We start from the raw sequence: 24,691 nt of genomic DNA, 5'->3' as shown, positions 1-24,691 counted from the left end.
GCGCACCGGGAGCCGTAGGCTGCGCGCGTGCGCACCGAGTACAAGGATCCGGAGCAGGTCCGCGCCGCCGCCCACCTGCGGGGCGCGGTCCTCGTGGGGATGGACCTGAGCGGCGAGGACCTGCGGGTTCCGCTGGACGGGGCGTTGTTCCTGGGGTGCGTGCTGTCGCCCTCGGTGCAGCGGCGGGCGGACGCGGCGGGCGCGCTGGTGTTCCCGAACATCCCGGACGTGCCGTACTCGGTGTACCGGTCGGCCCTCTACACGCCTGCCGAGCTGTTCGCCGGCTTCGACCCGGCCCGACCCGAGTCCTACGCCGACACCCCGGACGCCCGCATCTACCGGCACAGCAAGCAGCAGGGCCACCACCCGGACCCGCTGCACGCCCTCGCCGAGCGCCTGCACGACCACGCCGTCACCGAAGCCCTGGACGAGGCGTTGGAGGGCTCGCCGGTCGCGGTGATGGGCGGGCACGCGCTGGGCCGCGACACGGAGGGCTACCGGCGCGCGGTCCGGTTGGGCGCGGCGCTGGGCGCGGCCGGGTTCACCGTGCTGACCGGCGGCGGGCCGGGCGCGATGGAGGCCGTGCCGCTGGGGGTGCGGGTCGGCGAGGACGCCGGGGTGCTGCGCGACCTGGCCCGGGCGCCGAGGTTCGGCGGTGACGCGGAGTCCATCGGGCGGTGGCTCGCGGCGTTCCCGGCGGACCTGCCGGCGTTCGACCGGCCGCGCACGATCGGCATCCCGACCTGGTTCTACGGCCACGAGCCGCCGAACCCCGCGTGCGAGGCGCACGCCAAGTACTTCGCCAACTCGGTGCGCGAGGAGGGCCTGCTCACGGTCGCGACCGGCGGCATCGTCTACACGCCGGGCAGCGCGGGCACCGTGCAGGAGGTGTTCCAGGACTACACCCAGAACCACTACGGCTCGGTCGGCCCGGCCGCGCCGATGGTGTTCCTGGGCGAGGACTTCTGGGTGCACGAGGTGCCCGTCGCGCCGCTGGTGCGGCGGCTCGCCCGCGGCCGGGAGGCCGAGCGCTGGATCCTGGTGACCGACGACGTGGCCGAGGCCGTCAGCTTCCTGCGGGCGTACGCACCGGCGTGAGCACGCCGAGCCGCTGCTCCACCGCCGCCGCCGCGTCCAGGCACACGTCCTCCCGGTAGGCGCGGCCGATCAGCTGCACGCCGGTGGGCAGCCCGTCGGCCAGGCCGGTCGGCACCGCCACGGCGGGCAGCCCGGCGAAGCTGGTCGCGGTGCACAGCCGCATCGCGTTGCCCACCAGCTCGTGCCCGGCGGTGTCGCGGGACTCGACGCCCGGCTCCACCGGCGGCTCGGTGAACACCGGCCCGAGCAGCAGCGGGTACCGGTCCAGGAACTCCGCCCACGCCCGCTTCACGGCCAACACCACGCCGGTGAGCCGCAGGTACCCGCCGAGGTCCACCGGACGCGCCTTCGCCATCGACATCTCGATGTACCGGTGGCCGCCCTCGCCGAGCAGCGTGCGGACCACCGGCCAGGCGGGGGTGAACTCGGTCATCAGCAGGTGCCCGTACGCCGAGAGCGCCTCGTCCAGCACCGGCACGTCGGGCACCTCGACCACCTCGTACCCGGCGTCGGACAGCGCGCCGGCGGCCCGTTCCACCGCCGCCCGCACGGTCGGGTGCACGCCCCGGCCGCCGGGATCGGCGACCACCGCGACCCGGTGCGGGACCGGTTCGCCGCGCAACGGGACGGGCACCGCGCGCGGGTCGCGCGGCGACGTGCCGGCGAGCACCTCGAACGACGCCCGCAGGTCGGCGACCGTGCGCGCCAGCGGCCCGTCCACCACGAACAGCTGCGAGCCCAGCGGCGGCTCGTCCTCCGGGCGCAGCCGGTGGTCGGCGGCGAACCGGCCGTAGGTCGGCTTGAGCGCCGTGACGCCGCAGAACGACGCCGGGATGCGCACCGAGCCGCCGGAGTCGTTGCCCAGCCCCAGCGCGGCCATGCCGGTGGCCACCGCGACGCCGTCACCGCCGCTGGAGCCACCGGGCGTGACGCCGGCGTCCCACGGGTTGAGGGTGTCGCCGAACAGCTCGCTGCGGGTGTGCATCCCGGCGAGCGTGAGCGTCGGCATGTTGGAGTGCCCGACCGGTATCGCGCCCGCCGCCCGCAGCCTGGCGACCGGCGGTGCGTCGGCCACCGCCACGAAGTCCTTGAGCCGCAACGCGCCGTGCGTGGTCGGCACCCCCCGCACGGCGATGCTCTCCTTGACGGTGAACGGCACGCCCGCGAGCGGACCGACGTCCTCGCCGGCCGCGCGCCTGCGGTCCAGTTCCCCCGCCTGCGCCACGGCCTGCTCCGCCAGCAGCTGCGTCACCGCGTTGAGCCGCGGGTTCACCTCCGCGATGCGGTCCAGGTGCGCCCGCACCAGCTCCACCGCCGAGACCTCGCCCGACCGCATCGCCGCCGCCTGGTCGACGGCCGTCCACTCCCACATCCCGCACCCCCGATTCCGATACGAACGTATCGCATAGACTCCGGGGGTGCCAAGAGCGGTGGACCAGGACGGCAGGCGCAGGGTGATCGCGGACGCGGTGTGCCTGCTGGCCGACGAGCGCGGCTTGGAAGGCGTGACCATGCGCGACGTCGCGGCCCGCGCGGACGTGTCACTCGGCGCGGTGCAGCGGTGCTTCCGCACCAAGGACGAGATGCTGAAGTTCGCGCTGGAGGAGGTGGGCAGGCGCATCCTCGGCCGGGTGGGCGACAGCCCCGCCGAGGCGGTGCGGGCCATCGCCCTGCCGGAACGCGCCGAGGCGAAGGTGTGGCTGGCGTTCGTCGCGCAGGCCGTGGTGAGCCCGCACCTCGCTCCGGTGCTGCGGGCGAGCTACGCCGACCTCCAGGCGATGTTCAGCCGGCTGCTCGGCGACCCGTTGAAGGCCCGCACCTTGCTGGCGCTGGCCGACGGCCTCACCACGCAGGTGCTGATCGGGCACCTCACGCCGGACCAGGCGCGCGAGGTGCTGTCGGGCGGACTGGCGGGGCCGGCGGGGCCGGCAGGCTGACGACCGGCGGGTTGGCGGGTCAGCGGGTTGGCGGAACGGGCTGGTGGATCGGCGGGTTGGCGGGGTTGGCGAGGTGTCGGCCGGCGGGACGGGTCGGCCGGCCGGCGGGTCAGCGGGCCAGGCCCTCCACCACCTCGGCGCCGGGCAGCTTCGCCAGCACCTCGCCGGGCACCAGCAGCTTGCTGCCCCGGATGCCGCTGCCGACGACCAGTTCGGGCGCGGCGGCGACCTCGGGCGAGAGCAGCACCGGCCAGTCGGCGGGCAGCCCGACGGGCGTGATGCCGCCGTACTCCATGCCGGTCAGCGCCACCGCGTCGTCCATCGGCGCGAACGACGCCCGCCGCGCGTCCAGCCGGCGGCGCACCACGCCGTTCACGTCGGCCCTCGTCGTGGCGAGCACTACGCACGCCGCGTACCGGACGGTGTCGCCGCGCTTGCCCGCCACGATGACGCAGTTCGCGGAGGCGTCGAGCGGTGAGCCGTAGTGCGCGCAGAACTCGGCCGTGTCCGCGAGCGTGGGGTCGATCTCGCTGACCGCGAGGCGGTCCGCGTCGGCCATCGCCCGCAGCGCGGCGACCACGGGGTCGGCCAGGAGGTCAGGCCGGTCGAGGGCGGGCACGGGGGTCAGGGTTCCTGCGATGGTCCACACGCCGACCATCCTGCCGGCTCGGCTTGACGTTGACGCTGCGTCAACCTCTACCGTCGTCGGTGCGGGGGAGGTGACAGGTCATGGCCTGGTCGATCGCAGAGGTCGCGCGGATGTCGAAGGTGACTTCGCGGACGTTGCGGCACTACGACTCGATCGGACTGCTCGCACCGGCGTGGGTCGGCAGCAACGGCTACCGGTACTACGAGCGCGAGCAGTTGCTGCGGCTCCAACAGATCCTCCTGCTGCGCGACCTCGGGCTGAACCTGGAAACGGTGTCCGAGGTGCTCGACGGCCGCCACCGCACGGTGGACGTGCTGCGCAACCACCAGCAGTGGTTGCACGCGGAACAGGAGCGGTTGGGGCTGCTGGCCGAGACCGTCGCCAAGACGATCCGGGAGTTGGAAGGGGGTGAGCACAACATGAAGATGGAAGAGCTGTTCGACGGCTTCGACGCGGACCGCCAGGCCCGCTACGAGGCGGAGCTGGTGGAGCGCTATGGCGACTGCACGCAACAGCACATCGACGACGGCAAGCGTCGGATGCAGGACTGGAAGCGCGAGGACGCCGACAAGTTCATGGCGGAGTGGCGGGCCGTCGCGAAGGCGTACGGCGAGCTGTTCGACGCCGGTGTCGCGGCCGACGCGCCGGAGGCGCTGGAGGTGACCGACCGGCACTACCGGTGGATCTGCCTCAGCTGGACGCCGAACCGGGAGTCCTACACGGGCTTGGGTCAGCTGTACGTCGACGCGCCGGACTTCAAGGTCCAGTTCGACGCCCACGCCGAGGGGTTGGCCGAGTGGGTGCGTGACGCGATCGCCGCGTACGCCCGGGCTCGGCTCTAGCCGCCTGCGGGGAGGTGCACATCCCCGCAGGTGTCACCGTTCGCGAGGCCCACGTGCCGTTCGCGGCGGTCGTCCGTTCGCGGCGGTTCAGGCGGTTGTCCGTTCGCGGTGGTTCAGGCGAGTCCGAACGCCTTGAGGGCTTCGCGGTTGAACGCGGGGAGGTCGTCGGGGTTCCGGCTGGTGACGAGCGTCCAGCCGTTCATGTCGCAGACCTGGACCTCCAGGTCGTCCCACTGCCCGCCGGCGTTGCGGATGTCGGTGGCCAGGCTGGGGAACGAGGTGAGCATCTTGCCGCGCACCACGTTCGCCTCCACCAGCAGCCACGGGCCGTGGCAGATCGACGCGACCGGCTTGCCCTCGCCGACGAAGGCCTGCACGAACGCCACCGCGTCGCGGTCCATCCGCAGGAAGTCGGCGTTGGCGACACCGCCGGGGATCACGATGCCGTCGTAGTCGTTCGGGTCGGCCTCCGCGAACGGCAGGTCCACCGGGAAGGTGTCCGCCGGGGTGAGGTGGTTGAAGCCCTGGACCCGGCCGAGTTTCGGTGCGACCAGCCTCGGCACCGCACCCGCCTTCTCGACGTGCTGCCAGGGGTCGGTCAGCTCGACCTGCTCGATCCCTTCCGTGTCGACCAGGAATGCGATCTTCTTCTGTTCGGCCATGCGGTTCGGTTACCCGCGCAGGAAATCGCCCAACCACCCGCGCACGTCACCCCGGTGGGTCAGCCACGACGGCACCAGCTCCAGCCGGCCGTTCGGGAACGCGCCGGCGGTGGCCTTGGCGATCTCCTCGGGGTGCAGCGGGTCGCGGGTGGCGCCGACCACCAGCACCGGGATCGGGACCGCTCCCAACAGCGAGCGGTCGGCGACGGCGACTTGGCCGGGCAGTTCGGCCAGGGCCTGGTCGAGCCTCCGGAACGCCTGCCGTCGTTCCTCCAGGTACTCGGGCGGGCCGCCGACGACCGTGATCGCGTACTCGCGGGCGAGCAGTTGTCGGGGTTCGTCCAGCACGGCGGGCAGCAGGAGGGCGACCTTGTCGAACGCGTCCGGCTCGTCGGCCAGCAGGGAGAGCAGCGCGCCGGAGGTCAGGGAGACGCCGACGGCCTGGGTGGCGCCCACTTCACGGGCGACCGCGCGCAGGTCGGCGGCGATGCGCCGGTAGTCCCAGTACCCGGCCGGCGCGTCCGGGGCGTCGCCGTGCGACGGGAGGGTGACCACGACCTTCGTGCCGGGCAGGCCGGACGCGGGCAGGCGGGCCTCGCCGGGCGTCGCGCCCAGGCCGTGGCCGACCAGCGTGACCGGCGCGCCGGAGCCGTGGCTCCGGTAGGTCACCACCGCGGGCCGCGCTGCACCTCGATCAGCCGGGGGCGGACGTCGACCACGTAGACCAGCACCGCGACCAGGCCGGCCAGCCAGAACATCGCGCCCGGACCGTTGAGGCTGAACAGCAGCAGGGCGAACGTGCCACCGCCGGTGATGCCCAGCCAGGCGGGCTTGGTCAACCGCTCGGCCGCGGTGTAGGCGTCCGCCCGCTGCGACACGGCGTGGGCGAACGCGAAGACACCCAGGATCAGCCCGACGTAGTACGCCAGGAACATGACCCACACGTCGAGGTAGAGCAGGTCGGCGGGTGGAAATCTGAAGAACACGCCCCCAGCCTACGTGCGGACCGCGCCCAGGGGATAGCCGAAACGGGACGCCCCGGACGGGACGCCCCGTGACGGTGCGCTCACTTGGTGGTGTCGTCCGACTTCTTCGCCGTGGTGGAGCGGGGGGCGGCGGGCTTGCGCGCGGAGGTCGTGCTGCGCGCGGACGCGGTGCGGTCCGCGGCCTTGCGGGACGTGCTGCGCACCTCGTGCGCGACCTCGCCGCCGGTCTCCACGACGGCCTCGGCGAGCTTCTCGCTGGTGTCGTCCAGGTCGTCGGCGACCTTCTCGCCGACCGAACGGGTGCGGCGGGACACCTTGCCGAGCACGTCGTCGGCGAGGTCGCGGGCGTCGTTCGCGGCGGCCTCGGCGTTCTTCTGCGCGGTCTCCACGGCGTCCTCGACCTGGGACAGGGCCTTCTGGACCTGCGGCTGGGACTTGAGCTTGGCCAGCGCTTCCTGGCCGTGCTCGGCGAGGAACTGGTAGAGGTTGAGCGCGGACTGGGTGTACGCGTCCACGACCTTGCGCAGCTCGGCCGGGTCGAACTTCTCGCGCAGGTCCTTGAGGTCGGCCGACTCGGCGGCGGACTTCGCGGCCTCGGCGCGCTCCTTGGCCTTGCCCAGCGCCTCGACCACGGCCTTCGCGGCCAGGTCGCCGGCGCCCAGGGCGGCCAGCAGCGGCGTGCGCGCGGCGGCGACGGCCTGCTCGCCCGCCTTGCGCAGTTCCTCGGTGGTGGGCAGGTTCGGCATGGAGATCACTCCTCGGGCTTGGGTTGGTTGGCGGCGTTCTCCCGCCGGAACGACTCGTAGACGTCGAGCAGCACCTGCTTCTGCCGCTCGGTCAGGTTCGGGGCGGTGACGATGGCGTCGGCCAGCGCGCCGCCTTCGCGCTGCTCCAGGATCCCGGCTTCGAGGTACAGCGCCTCGGCCGAGATCCGCAGGCCCTTGGCGATCTGCTGGAGGATCTCGGCGCTGGGCTTGCGCAGGCCCCGTTCGATCTGGCTGAGGTAGGGGTTGGACACCCCGGCGAGCTTCGCCAGTTGGCGGAGCGAGATCTTGGCGGTGTTGCGCTGCTGGCGGATGTACTCGCCGATGTCCCGCCCGAGATCGGCGACGGCCTGGTCGATGGACTTCTTGTCCGCGGGCTTGCCGCCCGGCTTGCCGGTCGGGTTGCCGGCCGGGTCGGCGGTCGACTGTTCGGCTGGAGCGTCGACCGGGCTGTCCACGTCGTCCACCTGAAGCGGCACCTCCTCGTTCCGCCTTCGACGGTACGCGCGAGTGCTAGCTCCTGCAAGCGCTTAGCTAGCGACCGGGGCGTGGGCTCGCCCACAGCGCTACGGTGAACCGGTGGACCAGGCCGACGACCTCCGCGCGGAGATGGTGGACTCGCTGCTCACAGCGGGAGTCCTCGCGGATCCACGTTGGGTGCGGGCGTTTCGCGAGGTCCCCCGACATGTGTTCCTGCCCGGCTTCTTCGTGCAGGAGCCGGACGGCCGGTGGGTGCCGATTACGTCCGAGCACCCGGACCACCTGGCGCTGGTCTACCGGAACCAGGTGTGCGTGACCCAGTTGAACGGGTCGGACGCGGCTTGGGAGCAAGCACTCGCGGTGGGTTCGGTGAGTGGGGTGCCCACGAGTTCGTCGAGCATGCCGACGATCATGGCGATCATGCTGGAGGCGCTGGACGTCTCCCGTGGGCAGACGGTGCTGGAGATCGGCACCGGGACCGGCTACAACGCGGCGTTGCTGAGCCACGCGCTGGGGTCGCCCGCGGTCACTTCGATCGACGTGGACGCCGGCGTGCACGCGCGTGCCGCCGCGCTGCTCGACGCTGCCGGGTTTCATCCCGTTTGTGTGGCCGGGGATGGCGAGCGGGGGTATGCGCCTCGGGCGCCCTACTCGCGGATCCTCGGGACCTGCGCGGTGTCGCGTATTCCTGCGGAGTGGTTGCGGCAGGTCGAGCCGGGCGGGTCGATCGTGACGACGTTCAACCGTGCGGTCGGGGCCGGGCTGGTCCGGTTGGTCGTGCGCGAGGGGGTGGCCACGGGGCGGGTGATGTTGGAGGACGGGCGGTTCATGCCTTTGCGGGCTCACAGTCAGGGTTGGGCTGCGGCGGCTCTGGACCGGGCGCTGGATGCGGTTGCGGTCAGCAGCGGGACCACGTTGCTGCCGGCTCGGGCGGTGATCTACCCGGCTTCCGGGTTCGAGTTCTTCGCGGGGTTGGTGTTGTCGGGGGTGGCGGTGGGAACCGATCCGGTGCGGTTGGTGCATCCGGACGGGTCCTGGGTCCGGCATCGCGGAGCGGTGGTGGACCAGGGCGGGCCTCGGGCTTTGTGGACGTTGGTCGAGGAGGCTCATCGGGAGTGGAAGACGTTGGGCAAGCCTCGTCGGCACCACTTCACGTTCACTGCTACGGCGGAGTCGCAGTATTTTGCGCTGGACAACACGCCTTTGACTTGGCCGCTTTGAGGTTGGTGTAGCGGGGGCCTCTTCGCGGGGAGTTGTTGCTGGGGCGTCGTGGCTGGGTGCGGTGCGATCGATGCGGTGCGGTCGCGGTGCGGTGCGGTCGCGGTGCTGTGCGGTGCGGTCGATGCGGTGCGGTCGCGGTGCGGTGCGGTGCGGTCGCGGTGCTGTGCGGTGCTGTGCGGTGCGGTGCGGTGCGGTGTCAGTCGAGCTGCGGTGTCAGCGTTGCGGGCGGGTTGCCGTTGCAGGCCTGTTCTCAGCTTCGAGCGCCGGGATTGTCGTACCCCCGTGGTTGGGTGTGTGTCGGGGGCGTTCACTTCGAGGGGACGCTTGCGAAGCGTGGCCTCGGGGTGGTTTCAGTGGCTTGGGGTCTACGGGCTTGAAAAGCGTCCTCGCCGGACGGGCAGACCGCCAAGGATCTCCACAAGAGCCCTGCAAAGCTCTTCGAGCTTTGGAGGGCGTTGGTCTGCGTGTCCTCCCCGTATGGCCTGGTCGGAGACAACCACATGCGTCAAGGGCAGATCGTGAAGCGTGTGCGGTGGTCGCGGGTTCGATCTGCCCTTGACGCATGCGGTTCGCTGACGCGCAGGCCATACGGGGATGACACGCAGGGGCAGAGGTGTGCGCTGGCGCGCAGCCGGACCGCAGGTGTGCGCGTGGCGCGCAGGCCGTAGGTAGAGGTGTGCGCGGGCGCGCAGCCGGATCGCAGAGTGCGCAGCCAGACCGCAGGGTGCGCGTGGCGCGGGGCCCGGTGAGTGCGCTGCGCACCGCAGGGAGGGGCGTGTGGCGCGCACCGCAGGAGGGCGCGTAGCGCGGGTGTGTGGCGGGGCGTTTTGCGCGAAGGCTGCTTCAGCGGCGAAAGGCCTGGGTGCGCCTGAAGTGCCCGTGGCTAGTCGAGCAGTTCTTCGAGGAAACTGCGCTTTCGCCGCTGCCCGTAATACCCCTGGTCGTAGTAGCCAGGCGGGTAACCGGGCGGGTAGGCGGGAGGTGCGTGGCCCGGTGGCAACGGGGCCGGTGCGTGGCCCGGTTGTAGTGGGGGCGGCGCTGTGCCGGGCGGGGGCTGGTAGGGCGGCGGGGAACCGGCGGGGCTCTGGGGTGCCTGGTCCGGGTATGGCGGGGGTGGGGTCGCGTAGTGCTCGCGTTCGGCTGCGACGATCTGTTCCAGTTCGCCGCCGTCCAGGAAGACGCCCTTGCAGTTGTCGCACTGCTCGATGTGGACGGCTCCGCGCGTGATGGTGCGCATGAGGTCCTGGCACTTGGGGCAGATCACATACCCGAGAGTACGCACGACACGAGGGTGACCGCTTCACCACCTGTAGTGACCGGTGGGTCATTATGCCCTCGTGTCCCGATTTCGTCAGCGCGCCGTGCTCGTGGGGTGTGTCCTGGCCGCCCTGCTCGCGGCGGCCGGGTTGTTCGTCACCGACTACGGCATCGAACCCGACCTGTGGTTGTCCGGGCTCGCGGTCGGGTTCCTGGCGTTCCTCGCCGCCGTGGACCCCTGGTTGCACCGGCGGAAGGCCGCCGGGTTGGCCACCGACGACAACCTCGACGCCGCGGCGCGGGCGCTCGCCGTCGCCCTCCACTCCCAGTGGACCGAGGAATGCCGCGACCGCGGGCTCGGGGAGGACATCCTCGACCTGCACTGGAGTTCGCTGAACGGCCGCCCCGGACGCAGTGACGCCGTGGTCGGGGCGTTCGAGCGGCAGTCCCGGCTGGTGTTCGTCGGGGAAGCCGGGGCGGGTAAGAGCACCATCGCCATGCTGCTCACCATCGGGCTGCTCGACCGCTTCACGGGCGGCCCCGTGCCGTTCCTCCTCTCCCTGTCCACCTGGGATCCCGATGCCGAGGACGTCCGGACCTGGATGACGCGCCGCCTCTACGAGGAGCACCCGGCGTTGCGCAACACCGAGCTGTACGGCAGCTACGCCGGCGACCTGCTGGTCGAGCAGCGCCGGGTGTTCCCGATCCTGGACGGGCTCGACCGCATCCCGGCCGGCAAGCGGGCGCAGGCGTTGGAGCGGATCAACCGGGCGTTCCCGGTGTCGGTGCCGTTGGTGCTCACGAGCCGGGTCGACGAGTTCCACGAGACCGGGGTCGACGTGGCGGGGGCGGATGTCGTCCAGTTGCACCCGCTGGACCACGAGGAGATCGCCGGCTATCTCCGGGCGCACGCCGATCCGGTGACGGCCGCGCGGTGGGAGCCGATCTTCCTCCACCTGCGTGCCGAGCCGGACGGGCGGCTGGCCGACGCCCTGTCCACGCCGCTCGCGGTGTGGTTGGCCGGGGTCGTCTACGCGTACGGCGAGCCGAGCGAGCTGCTCGACCGGGGCCGGTTCCCGGATCGGCAGTCGATCGAGTGCCACCTGGTGGACGCGCTGGTCGCGGGGGCTTTCGGGGATCGGGGCGCGGCGCACCAGGCGCGGGCCAGCCAGGTGTGGCCCCGGGACAAGGCCACCAGGTGGTTGACGTTCCTGGCGGCTGAGATGCGGGCCCGTGACATCACCGATCTGGCCTGGTGGGAGTTGCGGCGGTCGGTCGGCAAGCTGTGGTTGGCGGTGTTGGGCGCGGTGGTGCTCGGGTCGATCGGCGGGCTCGGGGTGGGGTGGCTGATGGTCTACGCCAGCACGCCCAAGCTCGCGCCGGTCACCGGGCTGGCCGCCGGGCTGGCGGTCGCGGTGGCGGCGCTGTACGCGTCCGGGCGGCGGGAACTCAAGCCGCGGCTCGGGATCTGGCGCAGTCTGGTCGTGGTCAGCGGTGTGCTCGGGATGGCCATCGGACTGGTCTTCGGTGCCCTGTACGGCCTTTCGGCCGGGTTGGTGGTCGGGCTCGGGTTGGCCGTGGCGGTCGCGTTGGGCTTCGCGTTGGGCAGCAGCGCCGAGTTGACGCACCCGTCCAGTCCCAAGTGGACGATGGCGCGGGACCGCATCGCGGTGTGGACCGGGTCGTTGGTGCTGGCCGTGGTGTTCGGCGCGGCGGCCGGGCTGGTGTTCGGGCCGAACCAGACCGGCATGGTGGGCCTGGGGCTGGCCTGTGGGCTGATGCTGGGGTTCACGCTGTCCGTGCTGCACCTGCGGTGGTGGTGGTTCACCGTGGCACGGGTGTGGCTGGCGCTGCGGGGCAGGCTGCCGTGGGAGCTGATGGTGTTCCTGGACGACGCGCGCAAGCTCGGCGTGCTTCGGCAGGCCGGCGCCTGCTACCAGTTCCGGCACGTGCTGGTGCAGGAGCGGCTCGCGGGCGCCCGGCCGCCGGTCCGGTCAGACGCTTAGCGCGCGCAGCCGGCGGATCGCCTCGTCCAGGACCTCGTCCTTCTTGCAGAACGCGAACCGCACCAGGTGCTGCCACTGCTCCGGGTGGTCGGTGAACACCTGGACCGGCACTCCCGCCACGCCGATGCGTTCGGGCAGCTCACGGCACAGTTGCGCGCCGTCGGTGAAGCCCAGCGGACGGACGTCGGCGGTGATGAAGTACGTGCCCTCGCTCGGGCGCACGGCGAAACCTGCCTCGGTGAGGCCCTCGGCGAGCCGTGAGCGCTTGTTCTGCAACGACGCCCGCAGTTCGTCCACCCACGGCAGTTCGTTGCGCAGCGCGTACGCCACAGCGGGCTGGAACGGTGCGCCGCCCACGAACGTCAGGAACTGCTTGGCCGCCCGGACCGCACCCACCAGTCCGGCGGGCGCGCAGACCCAGCCGATCTTCCAGCCGGTGCAGTTGAACGTCTTGCCCGCGCTGGAGATGGTGACGGTCCGCTCGGCCATGCCGGGCAGCGTCGCCAGCGGGATGTGCTCCAGGTCGTCGAACACCAGGTGCTCGTAGACCTCGTCGGTGATGGCGATCACGTCGTGCTGGACGCACAGCCGGGCGATCTCGGCCAGCTCGGCGCGGTCGAGCACGGTGCCGGTCGGGTTGTGCGGGGTGTTGAGCAGGAGGGCCTTGGTCTTCGTGCCGATGGCGTCGCGGAGCGCCTGCACGTCCAGGCCGAGGCGTCCGGTGCCGGGTTCCTCGACCAGGCCGACGGTGCGCCGGGTCGCGCCCGCCAGGGCCACCGAGGCCGCGTACGAGTCGTAGTACGGCTCGATCAGCACCACCTCGTCACCTGGCTCCACCAGGCCCAACAGCGAGGCCGCGATGGCTTCGGTGGCACCCACTGTGACCAGGATCTCGGTGTCCGGGTCGTAGGCCGTCCCGTACCGGGTGCGGTGCTCGGCGATCGCCTCGCGCAGCACCGGCATCCCGGGGCCCGGCGGGTACTGGTTGAGGCCGCCGTCGATGGACTCCTTGGCCACCGCGAGCATCCCGGCCGGTCCGTCGGTGTCCGGGAAGCCCTGCCCGAGGTTCACCGCCCCGGTGCGGGTCGCCAACGCGGTCATCTCCGCGAAGATCGTCGAGGTGAACGGCCGCATCCTGGTGACAAGCGCTGGTTCCCGCACAAGGTCGAATCTTCACGGACAATGTGGTCGTGGAGCAACTGACGGCCGCCGACCAGCTCAAGCGCACCGGCCTGCGCCGGATGAAACTCGTCGCCACGGGCTTCTTCCTGGCCGCGACGGCGGTCTTCGTCGTCGCGCTCGTGTTCGAGGAGGGTGGGCCGGCGTGGATCGGGTACGTCCGGGCGGCGGCCGAGGCGGGCATGGTCGGCGCGCTGGCCGACTGGTTCGCCGTGACGGCGCTCTTCCGCAGGCCACTGGGGTTGCCGATCCCGCACACGGCGATCATTCCGACCCGCAAGGACACCTTCGGGGACGCGCTGGGTTCGTTCGTCGGCACCAACTTCCTGTCCGCGGACGTGGTGCAGGACAAGCTGCGGCGGGTCGGGATCGCGCAGCGGGTCGGTGCGTGGCTGGTCCAGCCGGATCACGCCGAACGGGTGACATCCGAGCTGTCGAACGTGGTCAAGGGCGCCATCACGGTGCTGCGGGACGACGACGTGCAGGCCATCGTGGAACAGGCCGTGCTGCGCCGGCTGACCGACCAGCCGTGGGGCCCGCCGCTGGGCAGGCTGCTCGGCCAGGTGCTCACCGACCGGGCGCACCACAAGCTGGTGGACCTGATGTGCGACCGGGCCTACGACTGGGTGCGGGACAACCACGACAGGATCGTCGGGCTGGTCAGCGAGCGGTCGCCGGTGTGGTCGCCGAAGTTCATGGACTCGCTGCTGGGCGACAAGGTCTACAACGAGCTGCTGAACTTCGCGTGGGCGGTGAAGACCGACGGCGAGCACCCGATGCGGCAGGCCGTGGACCAGTTCCTGATCTCGTTCTCGGCCGACCTCCAGCACGACCCGGCCACCGTGGAACGCGCCGAGGCGGTGAAGCAGCAGGTCGTCGACCACCCGGACGTGCAGCGGCTGATCGGGTCGGCGTGGGGCACGGCCAAGGGCATGCTGCTCACCGCGGCCGAGGACCCGTCGTCCGAGCTGCGCAAGCGCATCCGCGAAGGGCTGATGTCGTTCGGGCAGCGGCTGGTGTCCGACGAGTCCATGCGCGCCAAGGTCGACGGGTGGCTCGAAGGCGCGGCTGGGCACGTCGTGGGCAACTACCGCGACGAGATCACCACCCTGATCACGGACACCGTCGAGCGCTGGGACGCCGAGGAGACCTCGCGCAAGATCGAGCTGCAGGTCGGTCGCGACCTGCAGTTCATCCGGATCAACGGCACCGTCGTGGGAGCCCTGGCGGGCCTGGTGATCTACACGATCGGCCAGTTGGTGGTCTGAGCCGGTCCCGGGCCTTCCGGGACGCCCCGCTCAGGACACGCTGAGCGCGCGCCGTTCCCGGAAGTTCCGCGCCTTCTCGCGGTTCCCGCACACCTGCATCGAGCACCACATGCGCGAGCGGTTGCGGGAACGGTCGAAGAACGCCCAGAGGCAGCCGTCCGCCTGGCAGATCTTGAACCGCTCCCACGACCCGAGCACCGCCAGCCGGGCCGCCGCGCCCAGCACCGCGCCCAGCGCGTCGTCGCTGGCCATGGTGGGCACGCCGTGGCTGAGGTCGACCCGGATCAGACCCGCGGCGGGGGTGGGGTCGTGGCCGTCGTGCCGTTCACCCAGCGATGCCCGCAGCGAGGTGCGGACGGCACGGACCTCCGCCAGGTCGCCGGCGTCGCCCAGACCGCGTTCGGTGACCCACGCCCGCCACGCGGCGGCGTTGTCCAGGACGTCCGTCCCGAGTTCGAGGTCCCGGGTGTTCAGGAAAGCGAGCAGCAGCTCCACATCGTGTTCCGCATCGCCGGCTCGACCCTGCGCAAAAGCCGCGTGGTCCCAGCCGGCCGCCAGACCAGTCACCCCTCCACTGTAGGCGTCGGCGCGGCGCGATGTGGCGAAGTAACCGTCAACTGATTTTCGCCGGTTAGCCTCGTTGCCCGTTCGGGTGACCGCCGATCGGGCTATGCACCCGGTGTATACATCATGTGTATAGTCGCCCCATGTCGATCGGACACACCCTGCTGGGCCTGCTGGAGAAAGGCCCCCGGCACGGATACGACCTCAAGAAGGCCTACGACGAGCGCTTCGGCCAGGACCGGCCGCTGCACTACGGGCAGGTCTACACAACGCTGTCCCGGCTGCTGCGCAACGGTCTCGTCGAGGAAGCGGGGGTCGAGGCCGGCGAGGGTCCGGAGCGCAAGCGGTACGCGATCACCGACGCGGGCGTGACCGACGTGGAGTCGTGGCTCGGCACACCGGAGAAACCCGAGCCCTACCTCCAGAACACGCTGTACGCCAAGGTCGTGCTGGCCCTGCTGTCCGGGCGCAGCGCCGACGAGGTGCTGGACGTGCAGCGGTCCGCGCACCTGCGCACCATGCGTGAGCTGACCAGGCGCAAGGCGGCCGGCGACCTGGCCGACCAGCTGATCTGCGACCACGCCCTGTTCCACCTGGAAGCCGACCTGCGCTGGCTGGAGCTGACCGCCGCCCGCCTGGGCCAGCTGTCCGCCCAGCTCTCGGCGGTGACCCGGTGAGCGCCCTGCTGGAGGCCACCGACCTGCGCAAGTCGTTCGGCCCGACGCCCGCCCTGGACGGCGCCGGCCTGAGCGTGCGCGCGGGCGAGGTGGTGGCCGTGATGGGCCCGTCGGGCTCGGGCAAGTCGACCCTGCTGCACTGCATGGCCGGCATCCTGACGCCGGACTCGGGCGTGGTGCGGTACCGGGACGTCGAGCTGAGCTCGCTGGCCGACGGCGAGCGCAGCGAACTGCGGCGCACCGACTTCGGGTTCGTGTTCCAGTTCGGCCAGCTGGTGCCGGAGCTGAGCTGCCTGGAGAACGTGGCCCTGCCGCTGCGGCTGGGCGGCACGAAGCGCCGGGAGGCCGAGGCCCGCGCCAAGGACTGGCTGGACCGCCTGGAGGTGTCCGACGTCGCCGACAAGCGCCCCGGCGAGACGTCCGGCGGCCAGGGCCAGCGGGTGGCGGTGGCGCGCGCCCTCGTGACCGGTCCGCGGGTGGTGTTCGCCGACGAGCCGACCGGCGCCTTGGACTCTCTTAACGGCGAACGCGTGATGCAGCTGCTCACCACCGCCGCCAGGGAGACCAACGCCGCCGTGGTGCTGGTGACCCACGAGGCCCGGGTAGCCGCCTACTCCGACCGGGAGGTCGTGGTCCGCGACGGCCGTTCCAGGGAAGTGGAACCGGTCCGATGAACCACGCCCTGCCGACCCTGCTCGCCGCGGTGGCGTGCCGGACCCGCCGCGCCTCGGCCGACCGCGCCGTACGCGGCCCGGCCCGCCACACCCCCGGCCGAATCCACGGCCAGGCCCGCAGCACCGCTGACCAGGTCCACCACACCGTTGGCCCGGTCCGCCCCGCACAAGGCCCGACGACGCTTCCCGACCGGGGCCCGGTGGTCCCCGCCTACCGCCAGGTGCTCCGCGGCGTGCCTCCGGAAGCCGGGGTTCCGCACCCCGCCCGCCGGGCGAACCCGGCGACCCGGACCCGGCTCCTGCCCACCTCGGGCACCATCGCCACCGGCCGGCCGCGCGGAGCGGAGCACGTCCGATGAAGCGCTGGCTGTCCGACCTGGCCCTGGGCGTCCGGCTCGCGATCGGCGGGGGGCGCACGTCGTGGGTGCGGCTGGCGCTCACCGGCGCGGGGATCGGCGTCGGTGTCGCGGTGCTGCTCACGGCGTCCTCGGTGCCGACCATGCTCTCCGCGCGGGCGGAACGCACCGCCGCGCAGAACGGCGTGCTCGCCGGCGACACCACTCCGAGCAGTGACGTCCTGTACGTCGAGCGCTGGGTGACGGACTTCCGCGGCCAGGTGATCAGCGGCGACTACGTTCGCGCGAGCGGGCCGGAAGCGCCGGTCCCGCCGGGCGCGTCGAGGGTGCCCGGCGACGGCGAGATCGTGCTCTCGCCCGCTCTCGCGTCGTTGCTCGACTCGCCTCAGGGCGAGTTGCTGCGCGAGCGCTTCCCGCAGCAGCGGGTCGGCGTGATCACCCAGCAGGGCCTGAACGCCCCGCACGACCTGCGGTTCGTCGCCGGTGACGCTTCCGTCGACGAGGACGCGAAGCAGGCCGTGGTGTCGTACGGCGGCGCGGCGAAGGAACGCACGCTCGATCCCGTGCTGTCGCTGCTGATCATGGTCGGCGTGGTGGCGCTGCTGTTCCCGGTCCTGGTTTTCGTCGGTATCAGCACCCGGTTGGCGGCCACCGAACGTGACCGGAGGCTGGCCGCCCTGCGGCTCGTCGGAGCGGGCGCGCAACGCGTGCGGCGGATCGCGGCGGGCGAGTCGTTGCTCGGCGCGGTGACCGGGCTGGTGGTCGGCGCGGCGCTGTTCCTGACGGCCCGGCAGTTCGTGGAGCGGATCAAGCTGATGGGCATCAGCGTGTTCGTCGGCGACGCGACGCCGTCGCTGCCGCTGGCGGTGCTGATCGCCGTGCTGGTGCCGGTGATGGCGGTGGTGACCTCGATCATCGCCATGCGCCGCACGGTGGTCGAGCCGCTGGGCGTGGTGCGCCGGTCCAAGCCGGTGCGCCGGGTGCTGTGGTGGCGGACCGTGCCGGTCCTGGTCGGCGCGGTGGCCCTGGTGAGCCAGTCGGGCGCGTTGGGCGGCACCCGGAACGACGCGTCCGTGCCGATCGTGGTCGGCGGGATCCTGTCGGCGCTGCTGAGCATCCCGGTGCTGCTGCCGTGGGTGGTGGAGCGCGCGGTCGGCAGGCTGCGCGGCGGTGCGCCGTCGTGGCAGCTGGCCATCCGCAGGCTGCAGTTGGAGAGCGGTACGGCGGCCCGCGTGGTCGGCGGGGTGGCGGTCGTGCTGGCCGGCGGCATCGCCCTCCAGTCGGTGCTGGCCAGCGCGGAGACCCGGATCGTGGACCGCCCGGCCGCCCAGACCGACCCGAGCCGGATCATGGTGAGCCTGAACGACGCCACCTCCGAGGCCACCGAGCAGGCGGTCGGCCTGCTGGAGCGCTCAGGGGCGGTCGACCGGGTGCACCCGCTGTGGTCCGTCCAGCTCAAGTCCGGCGAGGACGACTACCACTACGCCACGCTGGCGGACTGCGATGGCCTGAAGACCCAGGTGGGCCTGCCGGCCTGCCGGGACGGTGACGTGTTCTACGTGCACGACCCGAACTCGCCGCCCGAACCGGGGCAGGAGGACATCCGGCCGGGAACCGAGGTGATCCTGTCCGAGGGCTACCGCGAGCAGGAGCGGCTCGGACCGCGGTGGACGGTCCCGGACTACACCGAGATCGCCCGTCCGCGCAATCCCTGGCAGTTCGCCTCGGAGGGCCTCATGATCACACCGGGAGCGTTGGCGAACCTCGACGTGCCCCGGCGGAACGCCACAATCCTGGTGCAGGTCGACCCGTCGCACCCGGACGTCGCCGAGCACGTGCGCAACGCCGTCGCGCCGCTGACCTGGCGCACTTACCTGTACTACTACGGCGAAACCGACGTGAGCGAACGCATCGCGCAGTTCGAGAGCATCCGCCAAGGCCTCCTGGCGGGCTCCCTGCTCACCCTGCTGCTGGCCGGCGCCAGCCTCCTGGTGCTGGCCCTGGAACAGGTGCGGGAACGCAGGCGCCCCCTGGCGGTGCTGGCCGCCAGTGGCGTCCCGCGAGGAGCCTTGAGCCGCTCCCTGCTCTGGCAGAACGCCGTGCCGCTGCTGCTGGCCCTGGTGGTGGCCATCGCGATCGGCTCCGGTCTGGCGGTGCTCCTGCTGCGCATCATCGCCCAGCCGATCGTGCTGGACTGGCCGGGCATGGCCGTGCTCAGCGCGGCGGCGGCCCTGCTGGTGGTCGCGGTGACCGCGCTGACCCTCCCCTCGCTGCGGAGGGCGACCGGGGCACTGGGGCTGCGCTCGGAATGACCCCGACCGCTCCACGCGCGGCCGCCCGGGCGACCGGCCACGCGGCAACCCGAAGTCCCGACGACCCCAACCACAACCCGAAGTTCCGAAAAGACCACGAAATCGTCGCCGGTGGCGTCTTTAGAGATGTGGCCCGCGATCACCCACCACCGCTGAGTTCCCTCCGCACCGCCTCACCCGGGGCGGCGCGGGGGGCGAGGACCGGAACCCGCCCCGACCGGGGCGGATTCCGGTGACGTCGAGGTGGGTCGCCGACCTGGTCCTCGGGGTCCGACTGGCTGTCGGGGGCAGCCGGACCTCGTGGGCCAGGTTGGCGCTGACCGCGGCCGGTGTCGGCCTGGGCGTGGTCGTGCTGCTGCTCGCCGCGTCCATCGGCCCGGCCCGCGAGGCGAAGTCCGAACGGGTCCGGGCGGCCGCGCTGGACCTGGCCGCGGCGGCCGGTCCGCTGCGCGCCCGCGAGGTGGCCGTGTCGTGGCAGGGCCGCCGCATCGTGGGCGTCGAACTCGCCGCCACCGGAGCCGACGGACCCGCTCCTCCCGGTGTCGGCCGGTTGCCCCGGCCGGGCGAGGTGGTGGTGTCCCCGGAGTTGCTCCACCTCATCGAGACCGACGACTCGGTCCGCGCCCGGTTCCCGGAGCGCGTCATCGGCGTGATCGCCGACGTCGGGCTGCCCAGGCCCAAGTCGCTGCTGTTCTACGCGGGCCTGTCGGACGTGCACACCGAGGGCGCCACCCCGGCCACCGGCTTCGGCACCGATCAACCCCGACCGACCCTGCTGCCGGTCTACCGGCTGCTGATGGTCGCCGCGATCGGTGCCCTGCTGGTGCCGCTCGGGATCTTCGTCCTGGTCGCCACCCGGCTCGGCGCCACCGGGCGGGACCGCAGGCTGGCCGCGATCCGCCTGGTAGGGGCGAGCCGGGCACAGGTCCGGTGGATCGCCAGCGGCGAGACGCTGACCGGGGCGGTGCTCGGGCTGTTCGTCGGGGTCGCGCTGTTCTTCGCGGCACGCCCGCTGGCGCGGTTCATCGAGGTGGAGGGGGTGGGGTTCTTCCCGACCGACCTGCTGCCCGACCCGCTGCTGGGCGCGGTGATCGCGGTGGGCGTGCCGGTGGTCGCGGTGGTGTCCGCACTGGTGGCCCTGCGGACCGTCGACATCGGGCCGTTGGGGCTGGTCGAGGCGGTCGACCAGCCGGTGCGACGGGCCTGGTGGCGGTTCGCGCTGATCGGCGCGGGCGCGGTGGTGCTGGTGGTGATCTCGGTGGTCGGCAGCTTCCGGCGGGTGATGGCGGACTCGGTCACCGCCGTCGCGCTCGGCGCGGGCATCGGCCTGGTGCTCGCGGGCACCGGCGCGGTGCTGCCCTGGCTGGTGGCGCGGGTCGCGGACCGGCTGCACCCGGAGGAGGTCGCGCCGATGCTCGCGGTGCGCGGGCTGCGGTCCGACTCCGGGATGCCGCGCGTGCTGTCCGGGGTGGTCGTGGTGCTGACCGGCTCGCTGACGTTGCAGATCCTGCTCGGCGTGGCCGCGCAGTTCACCGCCGAGTCCGCGCTGGACGCCAGGTCGGAGGCCGACCGCTGGGTGCTGGGGGTGTCCGAGCACACGCCGATCCGGTCGCTGGAGGAGGCGATCGCGCTGGTCGGCGGGGTGCAGCGGGTCAGCGAGGTGCGGACGTACGCGCCGCGCGGCGAAGTCCCGGTGCTGCTGGTGAGCACGGACTGCGCGGAGATCGCGGCACGCCTCGGGGTCGACGACTGCGCACCCGGCTCCGCGTACCGGACGTCCGACGGTCCCGCCGTCCCGCCGGTCGGCACGCGGCTCACCGTCGGCGAGCAGACCTGGGCCGTGCCGGAGCACGAGGTCGTGCCCGGCAAGGTGCCCGGCCTGTTCGTGGCGAGCGGCAGCGACCCGGTGCTGGGCGCGGTCCCGCCGTCCGAGCTGGTCGTGGTCGGCGACCCGGACCAGGCGTTCGGCGACAGCCTGCTCGCCGCGACCGGCCGGGTCGACCGGGGCGTGGAGCTGCGGTCGACGTTCCAGGCGGGGCAGGTGGAGCTGTTCACGTCGCTGCGCAGCGGCGTGATCGGCGGCTCCGTGCTGCTCACCCTGCTGGCCGTGGTGGGCCTCGCGGCCGCCGCCGTCGACCAGGTGTGGGAACGCCGCCGCCACACCGCCGTGCTCACCGCGAACGGCGTCCCGAGCCGCGTCCTCGCCTCGGCGGCGCTGTGGCAGTCCGCGATACCGACCGGGCTCGGTGTCGCCCTCGCCATCCCGGTCGGTCTGGGCACGGCGTGGCTGGTGGTGCCGGCGGAACGCTTCCGCGTCGACTGGGCCGAACTCGCGACCACCGTCGCGACCGCCGTCGTCGCGGTGCTGGTCGTGTCGCTGTGCACGCTCCCCGCCCTGCGGCACGCCATCCGCCCGGACAGCCTCCGCACCGAGTGACGGCCGGCCCGGACAGCCGCCGTCGGGCCGGAGCACCCGACTCCGACTCCGACTCCGGCTGCGGCTGCGGCCGGACTGAGGCCGAAAGCCGTGGTAGACGCACCGAACCGGAAGGGCGTTCCGCGGACCACACCATCGGGCGGTACCGGGAGCCGAACCGACCGAGCGGCCCTCACATCGGCATGCAAGATCAAGACAACGCCGAGCTGCTGGCCGAAGCCCACCGGGGCGACCAGGGCGCGTGGCAGGAAATCGTGCGGCGGTACATCCGCCTGGTGTGGGCGGTGGCCCGGTCGCACCGGCTGAGCCCCGAGGACGCGGCGGACGTCAACCAGACGGTGTGGCTGGTCCTGGCGCAGAACCTGACCAGGATCCGCCGCCCGGACCGGCTCGGCTCGTGGCTGACCACGACTGCCCGCCGCGAGTCGCTGGCCGTGCTCCGGCTGCGCGGCCGGGAGGAACCCACCGACCTCTGGGAACCGGCGCACGAGGGTCCGAACCCCGAGGACCTGGCGCTCATCAGTGACACCGACTCCCGGCTGTGGCGCGCTTACACGACGCTCACCGACCGGTGCCGGGAAATCCTGCACCTGGTCGCGTTCGCGCCGGAGCTGTCGTTCAAGCAGATGGCGCAGGCCGTGGGCATCCCACCGAACAGCCTGGGCCCAACCCGCAGCCGTTGCCTCGAAGTCCTACGCCGCCGCCTGGCCAGGGAGACCGTCGGATGAACCACCAAGACCTGCTGGACTCGCTCGCGACCATGTTCGACCGCCTGGACCCGCCACCGGTCCTGCTCGCCGCACAAGCGCAGTCCGCGCTGGCCGAACGCTGCGATGCCCGGCTGTCGCGGCTGATCACCGACTCCGCGCACACCACCCGCACCGACGTCCGCGGCACGGACCGCGTCCGCACGATGCGCTTCGCCGACCTGGACCTCCACCTGGAACCCACCGCGACGGGCCTGCACCTCACCGGCCTGGCCCGCACCGGCAGCCAAGCCGTGACCCGTTGGCCGGGCGGCGCCACCACCTCCGACATCGACCCCACCGGCTGGTTCCACGTGGACCACGTCCCGCCGGGCCCGGTGCGCCTGCTGCTGCGCCGGGAAGGTCACCCCGACCTCGCCACGCGCTGGTTCGTCGCATGACCCCCAGCACCGCCCCGCACGACACCCTCACCAACAGCGACGACCCGCACGAACGCACCCTGGCGCTGGTCGAACTCGGCCGCCTCACCGAAGCCCGACGACTCGCCGAACAGGCCTTGACCTCCGACGACAACCCGCCGCTCCGGCTCACCCTGGCCTGGATCGCCCTGGACCAGGGCGACGCCGAGACGTGCGCGAACCACCTGAACGCGACCACGTTCACCGGCCTGGACCGCATCCGGGCGCAGTGCCTGCGCGGCCTCGCGCTGTGCCAGCAGGCGGATCCCGCACTCGCGATCAGCAGTCTCACCAAGACGATCCACGCCCTGCGCCGCCACCACGACGACCGCTGGCTCGCCAACGCGTTGACCGGTCGGGGAATCGCCCGCGCGTACACGCTGCGCCTGCCCGAAGCCGACGCCGACTTCACCGCCGCGCACACCATCCTGACGTCCCTCGGAGAACTCGACCGGGCCGCGATGTGCCTGCACAACAAGGGTTTCGTGGCCATGCTCGGCGGCGACCTGCCCACCGCCCTGCGGCACTACGAACACGCCGCCCGCCAAGGCCTCCGGACCACCCGCCGACCCGAGGCGCTGACCGACCGGGCGGAAGCCCTGCTCAGCGCGGGCCTGATCCGGGAGGCGCGCGCCGTCCTGCAACCAGCCGTGCAGCTGCTGGACCGGTGCGACCGGGGCTCCCGCCTCCCCGAAGCACTGCTCCTGGCCGCCCGCTGCGCGTTGCACGACAACGATCCCACCGCCGCCCGCACCCTGGCCGAACGCGCCGAATCCCTCTTCCGACAGCAGAACCGCCACCGCTGGATCCCGGCCGCCCAGTCGGTCGCACTCCAGGCGGGCGCACCCGGATCGCCGACCGTCATCGCCACCGCGTGCGAACACCAAGGCCACCACGACGACGCAGCCGAACTGCGCCTGACCAGCGCACCCCACACCATCCGCCGTGATCAGGGCACCACCAGGTCACGCGCCGTCGGCTGGCTGGCCCGCGCCCACCTGTCGACCACCCGGCGCGACGCGGTGGCCGCCTGCCTCGCCGGACTGCGCCTGCACGCCCCGAACACCTGGCCCGGCACCGAACTCGCGGACATCGCCCTCGGCCACGCCTTGGCCGGCTCCGACGCCAGGTCCGCCCTGCTCTGGACCGAACGCCGCCGGGCCCACCCACCCGCGCCCAGCAAGGAGACCGCCGACGCGCTCACCGAACTCCGCCTGGCCCGTGCCCAGGACGACCACCACCGGATCGTGTCCCTGGAACGCGAGATCCGCAGGCTTGCGCTGACCGCCGGCACCGTCCGCCGTGCTGCCGTCCCGTTGCCCGATCTCGTGGATTCCCTGGCGGACAGGGCGATGCTCAGCTTCACCAGTCATGGCGGACGGCTGGCAGCGGTCTCGGTGGCCGCGAGGAAGGTCAGGCTGCACGACCTCGGCGACGCACGAACCTTTGCGCGCCAGGCCAAACGCCTGGAACTCTCCGCAGGCCCGTCGGTGCTCGCCGAACTCGACCGGCTTGTGAGACCAGCCGGGGACCGTGCTGTGGTGATCGTGCCGAGCGCTGAACTCGAACGGGTGCCGTGGGCTTCGCTGCCGTCGTGCCGTGGCCGCGAAATCTCCGTCGTGCCGTCGGCGAGTTGCTGGTTGGAAGCGCTTCGGAAACCGTTGGCGGTGAGTAGACGTCTATGGGCCGTAGGTCCTTCACTTCGTTATGCGGAGCTCGAAGTTGAGACGCTGCAACGCAACCACGGTGGAACGCGGGCATATTCGGTCGGCGATACATTGCGCGAGATGGAACACGCGGACGTCGTGCACATCGCGGCGCACGGCGTTCGACGAACCGATCTGCCGCTGTTCTCACACCTGACACTCGACGACGGACCGATGCACGGCTACGACTTCGACCAGTTGGAGAACGCGCCCTCGGTGGTGGTCCTGTCGGCGTGCGATTCGGGCTTGGCTCCGGTGCTGCTGCGCCGAGGGGTGCGGGCGGTGATCGCGAGCGTGCGGGAGGTGCCGGACGATCGGGTCGTCGGGCTCATGGTGGACCTGCACGCAGGGCTGCACACTCCTGCGCAGACGCTTGCCAAGGCTCAGGAGGAACACGGTGACCTGGGATTCGTCTGCGTCGGCGCCGGATGAGCCGCACCTGCAGCGCGGT

At 72.2% G+C, this 24,691-nt stretch carries 24 protein-coding genes; 14 read left to right on the top strand and 10 right to left on the bottom strand.

The features are described 5' to 3' along the window. Positions 1-27: 27 nt before the first annotated feature. A complete protein-coding gene (locus tag FHS29_RS06200; protein ID WP_184689114.1) occupies positions 28-1,098 on the top strand; it encodes an LOG family protein in 1,071 nt (356 codons plus the stop codon). On the opposite strand, the gene FHS29_RS06195 is transcribed toward FHS29_RS06200, so the two are convergent. Beyond that, entirely contained in the window at positions 1,067-2,470 is a 1,404-nt protein-coding gene (locus FHS29_RS06195; RefSeq protein WP_184689111.1) for an amidase, read from the bottom strand. The two genes, FHS29_RS06200 and FHS29_RS06195, sit on opposite strands and share 32 nt — an antisense overlap. 46 nt (positions 2,471-2,516) lie before the next feature. Here FHS29_RS06195 and FHS29_RS06190 point away from each other — a divergent pair, with 46 nt between their 5' ends. Beyond that, positions 2,517-3,035 (top strand): TetR/AcrR family transcriptional regulator, encoded by a 519-nt coding sequence (locus FHS29_RS06190; RefSeq protein ID WP_184689109.1) that lies wholly within the window; start codon positions 2,517-2,519, stop codon positions 3,033-3,035. A 109-nt stretch (positions 3,036-3,144) separates the two neighbouring features. Here the strand turns inward: FHS29_RS06190 and FHS29_RS06185 are convergent, their stop codons facing one another. After that, a complete protein-coding gene (locus FHS29_RS06185) occupies positions 3,145-3,693 on the bottom strand; it encodes a YbaK/EbsC family protein (protein ID WP_184689107.1) in 549 nt (182 codons plus the stop codon). A 71-nt stretch (positions 3,694-3,764) separates the two neighbouring features. Between FHS29_RS06185 and FHS29_RS06180 the strand changes: the two genes are divergently transcribed. Then, positions 3,765-4,526: a MerR family transcriptional regulator gene (locus tag FHS29_RS06180; RefSeq protein WP_184689106.1), complete on the top strand. Its 762-nt coding sequence runs from the start codon at positions 3,765-3,767 to the stop codon at positions 4,524-4,526. A 113-nt stretch (positions 4,527-4,639) separates the two neighbouring features. Here FHS29_RS06180 and FHS29_RS06175 read toward each other — a convergent pair whose 3' ends face one another. From FHS29_RS06175 to FHS29_RS06155, 5 genes are all read right to left on the bottom strand, one after another. Further along, the gene (locus tag FHS29_RS06175; protein ID WP_184689104.1) at positions 4,640-5,188 is read right to left on the bottom strand and encodes a type 1 glutamine amidotransferase domain-containing protein; all 549 of its coding nucleotides are present in this window, start codon (positions 5,186-5,188) and stop codon (positions 4,640-4,642) included. Between the two features lie 9 nt (positions 5,189-5,197). Continuing rightward, on the bottom strand, positions 5,198-5,860 hold the full coding sequence (locus tag FHS29_RS06170; RefSeq protein WP_312864783.1) for an alpha/beta fold hydrolase: 663 nt from the start codon (positions 5,858-5,860) through the stop codon (positions 5,198-5,200). Further along, positions 5,854-6,147: a DUF2516 family protein gene (locus tag FHS29_RS06165; RefSeq protein WP_281391552.1), complete on the bottom strand. Its 294-nt coding sequence runs from the start codon at positions 6,145-6,147 to the stop codon at positions 5,854-5,856. Before FHS29_RS06165 ends, FHS29_RS06170 begins: the two co-directional genes overlap by 7 nt. A gap of 107 nt (positions 6,148-6,254) precedes the next feature. Next, positions 6,255-6,920: a hypothetical protein gene (locus FHS29_RS06160; protein ID WP_184689103.1), complete on the bottom strand. Its 666-nt coding sequence runs from the start codon at positions 6,918-6,920 to the stop codon at positions 6,255-6,257. Between the two features lie 5 nt (positions 6,921-6,925). Then, a complete protein-coding gene (locus FHS29_RS06155) occupies positions 6,926-7,297 on the bottom strand; it encodes a helix-turn-helix domain-containing protein (RefSeq protein WP_184689994.1) in 372 nt (123 codons plus the stop codon). 220 nt (positions 7,298-7,517) lie between these two features. On the opposite strand from FHS29_RS06155, the gene FHS29_RS06150 reads away from it, so the two are divergent. Then, a complete protein-coding gene (locus FHS29_RS06150) occupies positions 7,518-8,639 on the top strand; it encodes a methyltransferase domain-containing protein (protein WP_312864781.1) in 1,122 nt (373 codons plus the stop codon). Positions 8,640-9,522: 883 nt separating this feature from the next. Here the strand turns inward: FHS29_RS06150 and FHS29_RS06145 are convergent. After that, a complete protein-coding gene (locus FHS29_RS06145; protein ID WP_312864780.1) occupies positions 9,523-9,921 on the bottom strand; it encodes a TFIIB-type zinc ribbon-containing protein in 399 nt (132 codons plus the stop codon). A gap of 55 nt (positions 9,922-9,976) precedes the next feature. Here FHS29_RS06145 and FHS29_RS06140 point away from each other — a divergent pair, with 55 nt between their 5' ends. Then, a complete protein-coding gene (locus tag FHS29_RS06140; protein ID WP_312864779.1) occupies positions 9,977-11,902 on the top strand; it encodes an NACHT domain-containing protein in 1,926 nt (641 codons plus the stop codon). On the opposite strand, the gene FHS29_RS06135 is transcribed toward FHS29_RS06140, so the two are convergent. Continuing rightward, the gene (locus FHS29_RS06135) at positions 11,891-13,063 is read right to left on the bottom strand and encodes a pyridoxal phosphate-dependent aminotransferase (RefSeq protein ID WP_184689101.1); all 1,173 of its coding nucleotides are present in this window, start codon (positions 13,061-13,063) and stop codon (positions 11,891-11,893) included. The two genes, FHS29_RS06140 and FHS29_RS06135, sit on opposite strands and share 12 nt — an antisense overlap. A gap of 80 nt (positions 13,064-13,143) precedes the next feature. Between FHS29_RS06135 and FHS29_RS06130 the strand changes: the two genes are divergently transcribed. Further along, positions 13,144-14,349, top strand: coding sequence for a DUF445 domain-containing protein (locus FHS29_RS06130; RefSeq protein ID WP_184689989.1), 1,206 nt, complete (start codon positions 13,144-13,146; stop codon positions 14,347-14,349). A 30-nt stretch (positions 14,350-14,379) separates the two neighbouring features. Here FHS29_RS06130 and FHS29_RS06125 read toward each other — a convergent pair whose 3' ends face one another. Further along, positions 14,380-14,916 carry a CGNR zinc finger domain-containing protein gene (locus tag FHS29_RS06125; RefSeq protein ID WP_312864778.1) on the bottom strand — a complete coding sequence of 179 codons (537 nt, stop codon included), beginning with the start codon at positions 14,914-14,916 and terminating at the stop codon, positions 14,380-14,382. A gap of 140 nt (positions 14,917-15,056) precedes the next feature. On the opposite strand from FHS29_RS06125, the gene FHS29_RS06120 reads away from it, so the two are divergent. The 8 genes from FHS29_RS06120 (at position 15,057) to FHS29_RS06085 (ending at position 24,672) form a co-directional block, all read left to right on the top strand. Further along, positions 15,057-15,590: a PadR family transcriptional regulator gene (locus tag FHS29_RS06120; RefSeq protein ID WP_184689100.1), complete on the top strand. Its 534-nt coding sequence runs from the start codon at positions 15,057-15,059 to the stop codon at positions 15,588-15,590. Further along, a complete protein-coding gene (locus FHS29_RS06115) occupies positions 15,587-16,264 on the top strand; it encodes an ABC transporter ATP-binding protein (RefSeq protein ID WP_184689098.1) in 678 nt (225 codons plus the stop codon). The genes FHS29_RS06120 and FHS29_RS06115 overlap by 4 nt, the downstream gene beginning before the upstream one ends. Further along, positions 16,261-16,623 (top strand): hypothetical protein, encoded by a 363-nt coding sequence (locus tag FHS29_RS06110; protein WP_184689097.1) that lies wholly within the window; start codon positions 16,261-16,263, stop codon positions 16,621-16,623. Before FHS29_RS06115 ends, FHS29_RS06110 begins: the two co-directional genes overlap by 4 nt. Then, the gene (locus tag FHS29_RS06105; RefSeq protein ID WP_184689096.1) at positions 16,620-18,932 is read left to right on the top strand and encodes an ABC transporter permease; all 2,313 of its coding nucleotides are present in this window, start codon (positions 16,620-16,622) and stop codon (positions 18,930-18,932) included. The genes FHS29_RS06110 and FHS29_RS06105 overlap by 4 nt, the downstream gene beginning before the upstream one ends. A gap of 232 nt (positions 18,933-19,164) precedes the next feature. Then, positions 19,165-21,369, top strand: a complete 2,205-nt coding sequence (locus FHS29_RS06100; RefSeq protein ID WP_184689094.1) for an ABC transporter permease — start codon at positions 19,165-19,167, stop codon at positions 21,367-21,369. 182 nt (positions 21,370-21,551) lie between these two features. Beyond that, positions 21,552-22,097 carry an RNA polymerase sigma factor gene (locus FHS29_RS06095; protein ID WP_184689092.1) on the top strand — a complete coding sequence of 182 codons (546 nt, stop codon included), beginning with the start codon at positions 21,552-21,554 and terminating at the stop codon, positions 22,095-22,097. Continuing rightward, positions 22,094-22,516: a hypothetical protein gene (locus tag FHS29_RS06090; protein WP_184689091.1), complete on the top strand. Its 423-nt coding sequence runs from the start codon at positions 22,094-22,096 to the stop codon at positions 22,514-22,516. Before FHS29_RS06095 ends, FHS29_RS06090 begins: the two co-directional genes overlap by 4 nt. Beyond that, positions 22,513-24,672, top strand: coding sequence for a CHAT domain-containing protein (locus FHS29_RS06085; RefSeq protein WP_184689089.1), 2,160 nt, complete (start codon positions 22,513-22,515; stop codon positions 24,670-24,672). The genes FHS29_RS06090 and FHS29_RS06085 overlap by 4 nt, the downstream gene beginning before the upstream one ends. Positions 24,673-24,691 lie beyond the last annotated feature (19 nt).

It is taken from the genome of Saccharothrix tamanrassetensis, from assembly GCF_014203665.1.
In the GTDB taxonomy this organism is placed as follows: Bacteria; Actinomycetota; Actinomycetes; order Mycobacteriales; family Pseudonocardiaceae; genus Actinosynnema; species Actinosynnema tamanrassetense.
This window is presented reverse-complemented; position numbering and strand designations above follow the sequence as displayed.

Bases quoted from the DNA above. Each gene is read 5' to 3' on its own strand.
- FHS29_RS06195 (WP_184689111.1), bottom strand. From the start codon at position 2,470: ATGTGGGAGTGGACGGCCGTCGACCAGGCGGCGGCGATGCGGTCGGGC.
- FHS29_RS06090 (WP_184689091.1), top strand. From the start codon at position 22,094: ATGAACCACCAAGACCTGCTGGACTCGCTCGCGACCATGTTCGACCGC.
- FHS29_RS06095 (WP_184689092.1), top strand. From the start codon at position 21,552: ATGCAAGATCAAGACAACGCCGAGCTGCTGGCCGAAGCCCACCGGGGC.
- FHS29_RS06110 (WP_184689097.1), top strand. From the start codon at position 16,261: ATGAACCACGCCCTGCCGACCCTGCTCGCCGCGGTGGCGTGCCGGACC.
- FHS29_RS06120 (WP_184689100.1), top strand. From the start codon at position 15,057: ATGTCGATCGGACACACCCTGCTGGGCCTGCTGGAGAAAGGCCCCCGG.
- FHS29_RS06130 (WP_184689989.1), top strand. From the start codon at position 13,144: ATGAAACTCGTCGCCACGGGCTTCTTCCTGGCCGCGACGGCGGTCTTC.
- FHS29_RS06180 (WP_184689106.1), top strand. From the start codon at position 3,765: ATGGCCTGGTCGATCGCAGAGGTCGCGCGGATGTCGAAGGTGACTTCG.
- FHS29_RS06175 (WP_184689104.1), bottom strand. From the start codon at position 5,188: ATGGCCGAACAGAAGAAGATCGCATTCCTGGTCGACACGGAAGGGATC.
- FHS29_RS06160 (WP_184689103.1), bottom strand. From the start codon at position 6,920: ATGCCGAACCTGCCCACCACCGAGGAACTGCGCAAGGCGGGCGAGCAG.
- FHS29_RS06105 (WP_184689096.1), top strand. From the start codon at position 16,620: ATGAAGCGCTGGCTGTCCGACCTGGCCCTGGGCGTCCGGCTCGCGATC.
- FHS29_RS06085 (WP_184689089.1), top strand. From the start codon at position 22,513: ATGACCCCCAGCACCGCCCCGCACGACACCCTCACCAACAGCGACGAC.
- FHS29_RS06185 (WP_184689107.1), bottom strand. From the start codon at position 3,693: ATGGTCGGCGTGTGGACCATCGCAGGAACCCTGACCCCCGTGCCCGCC.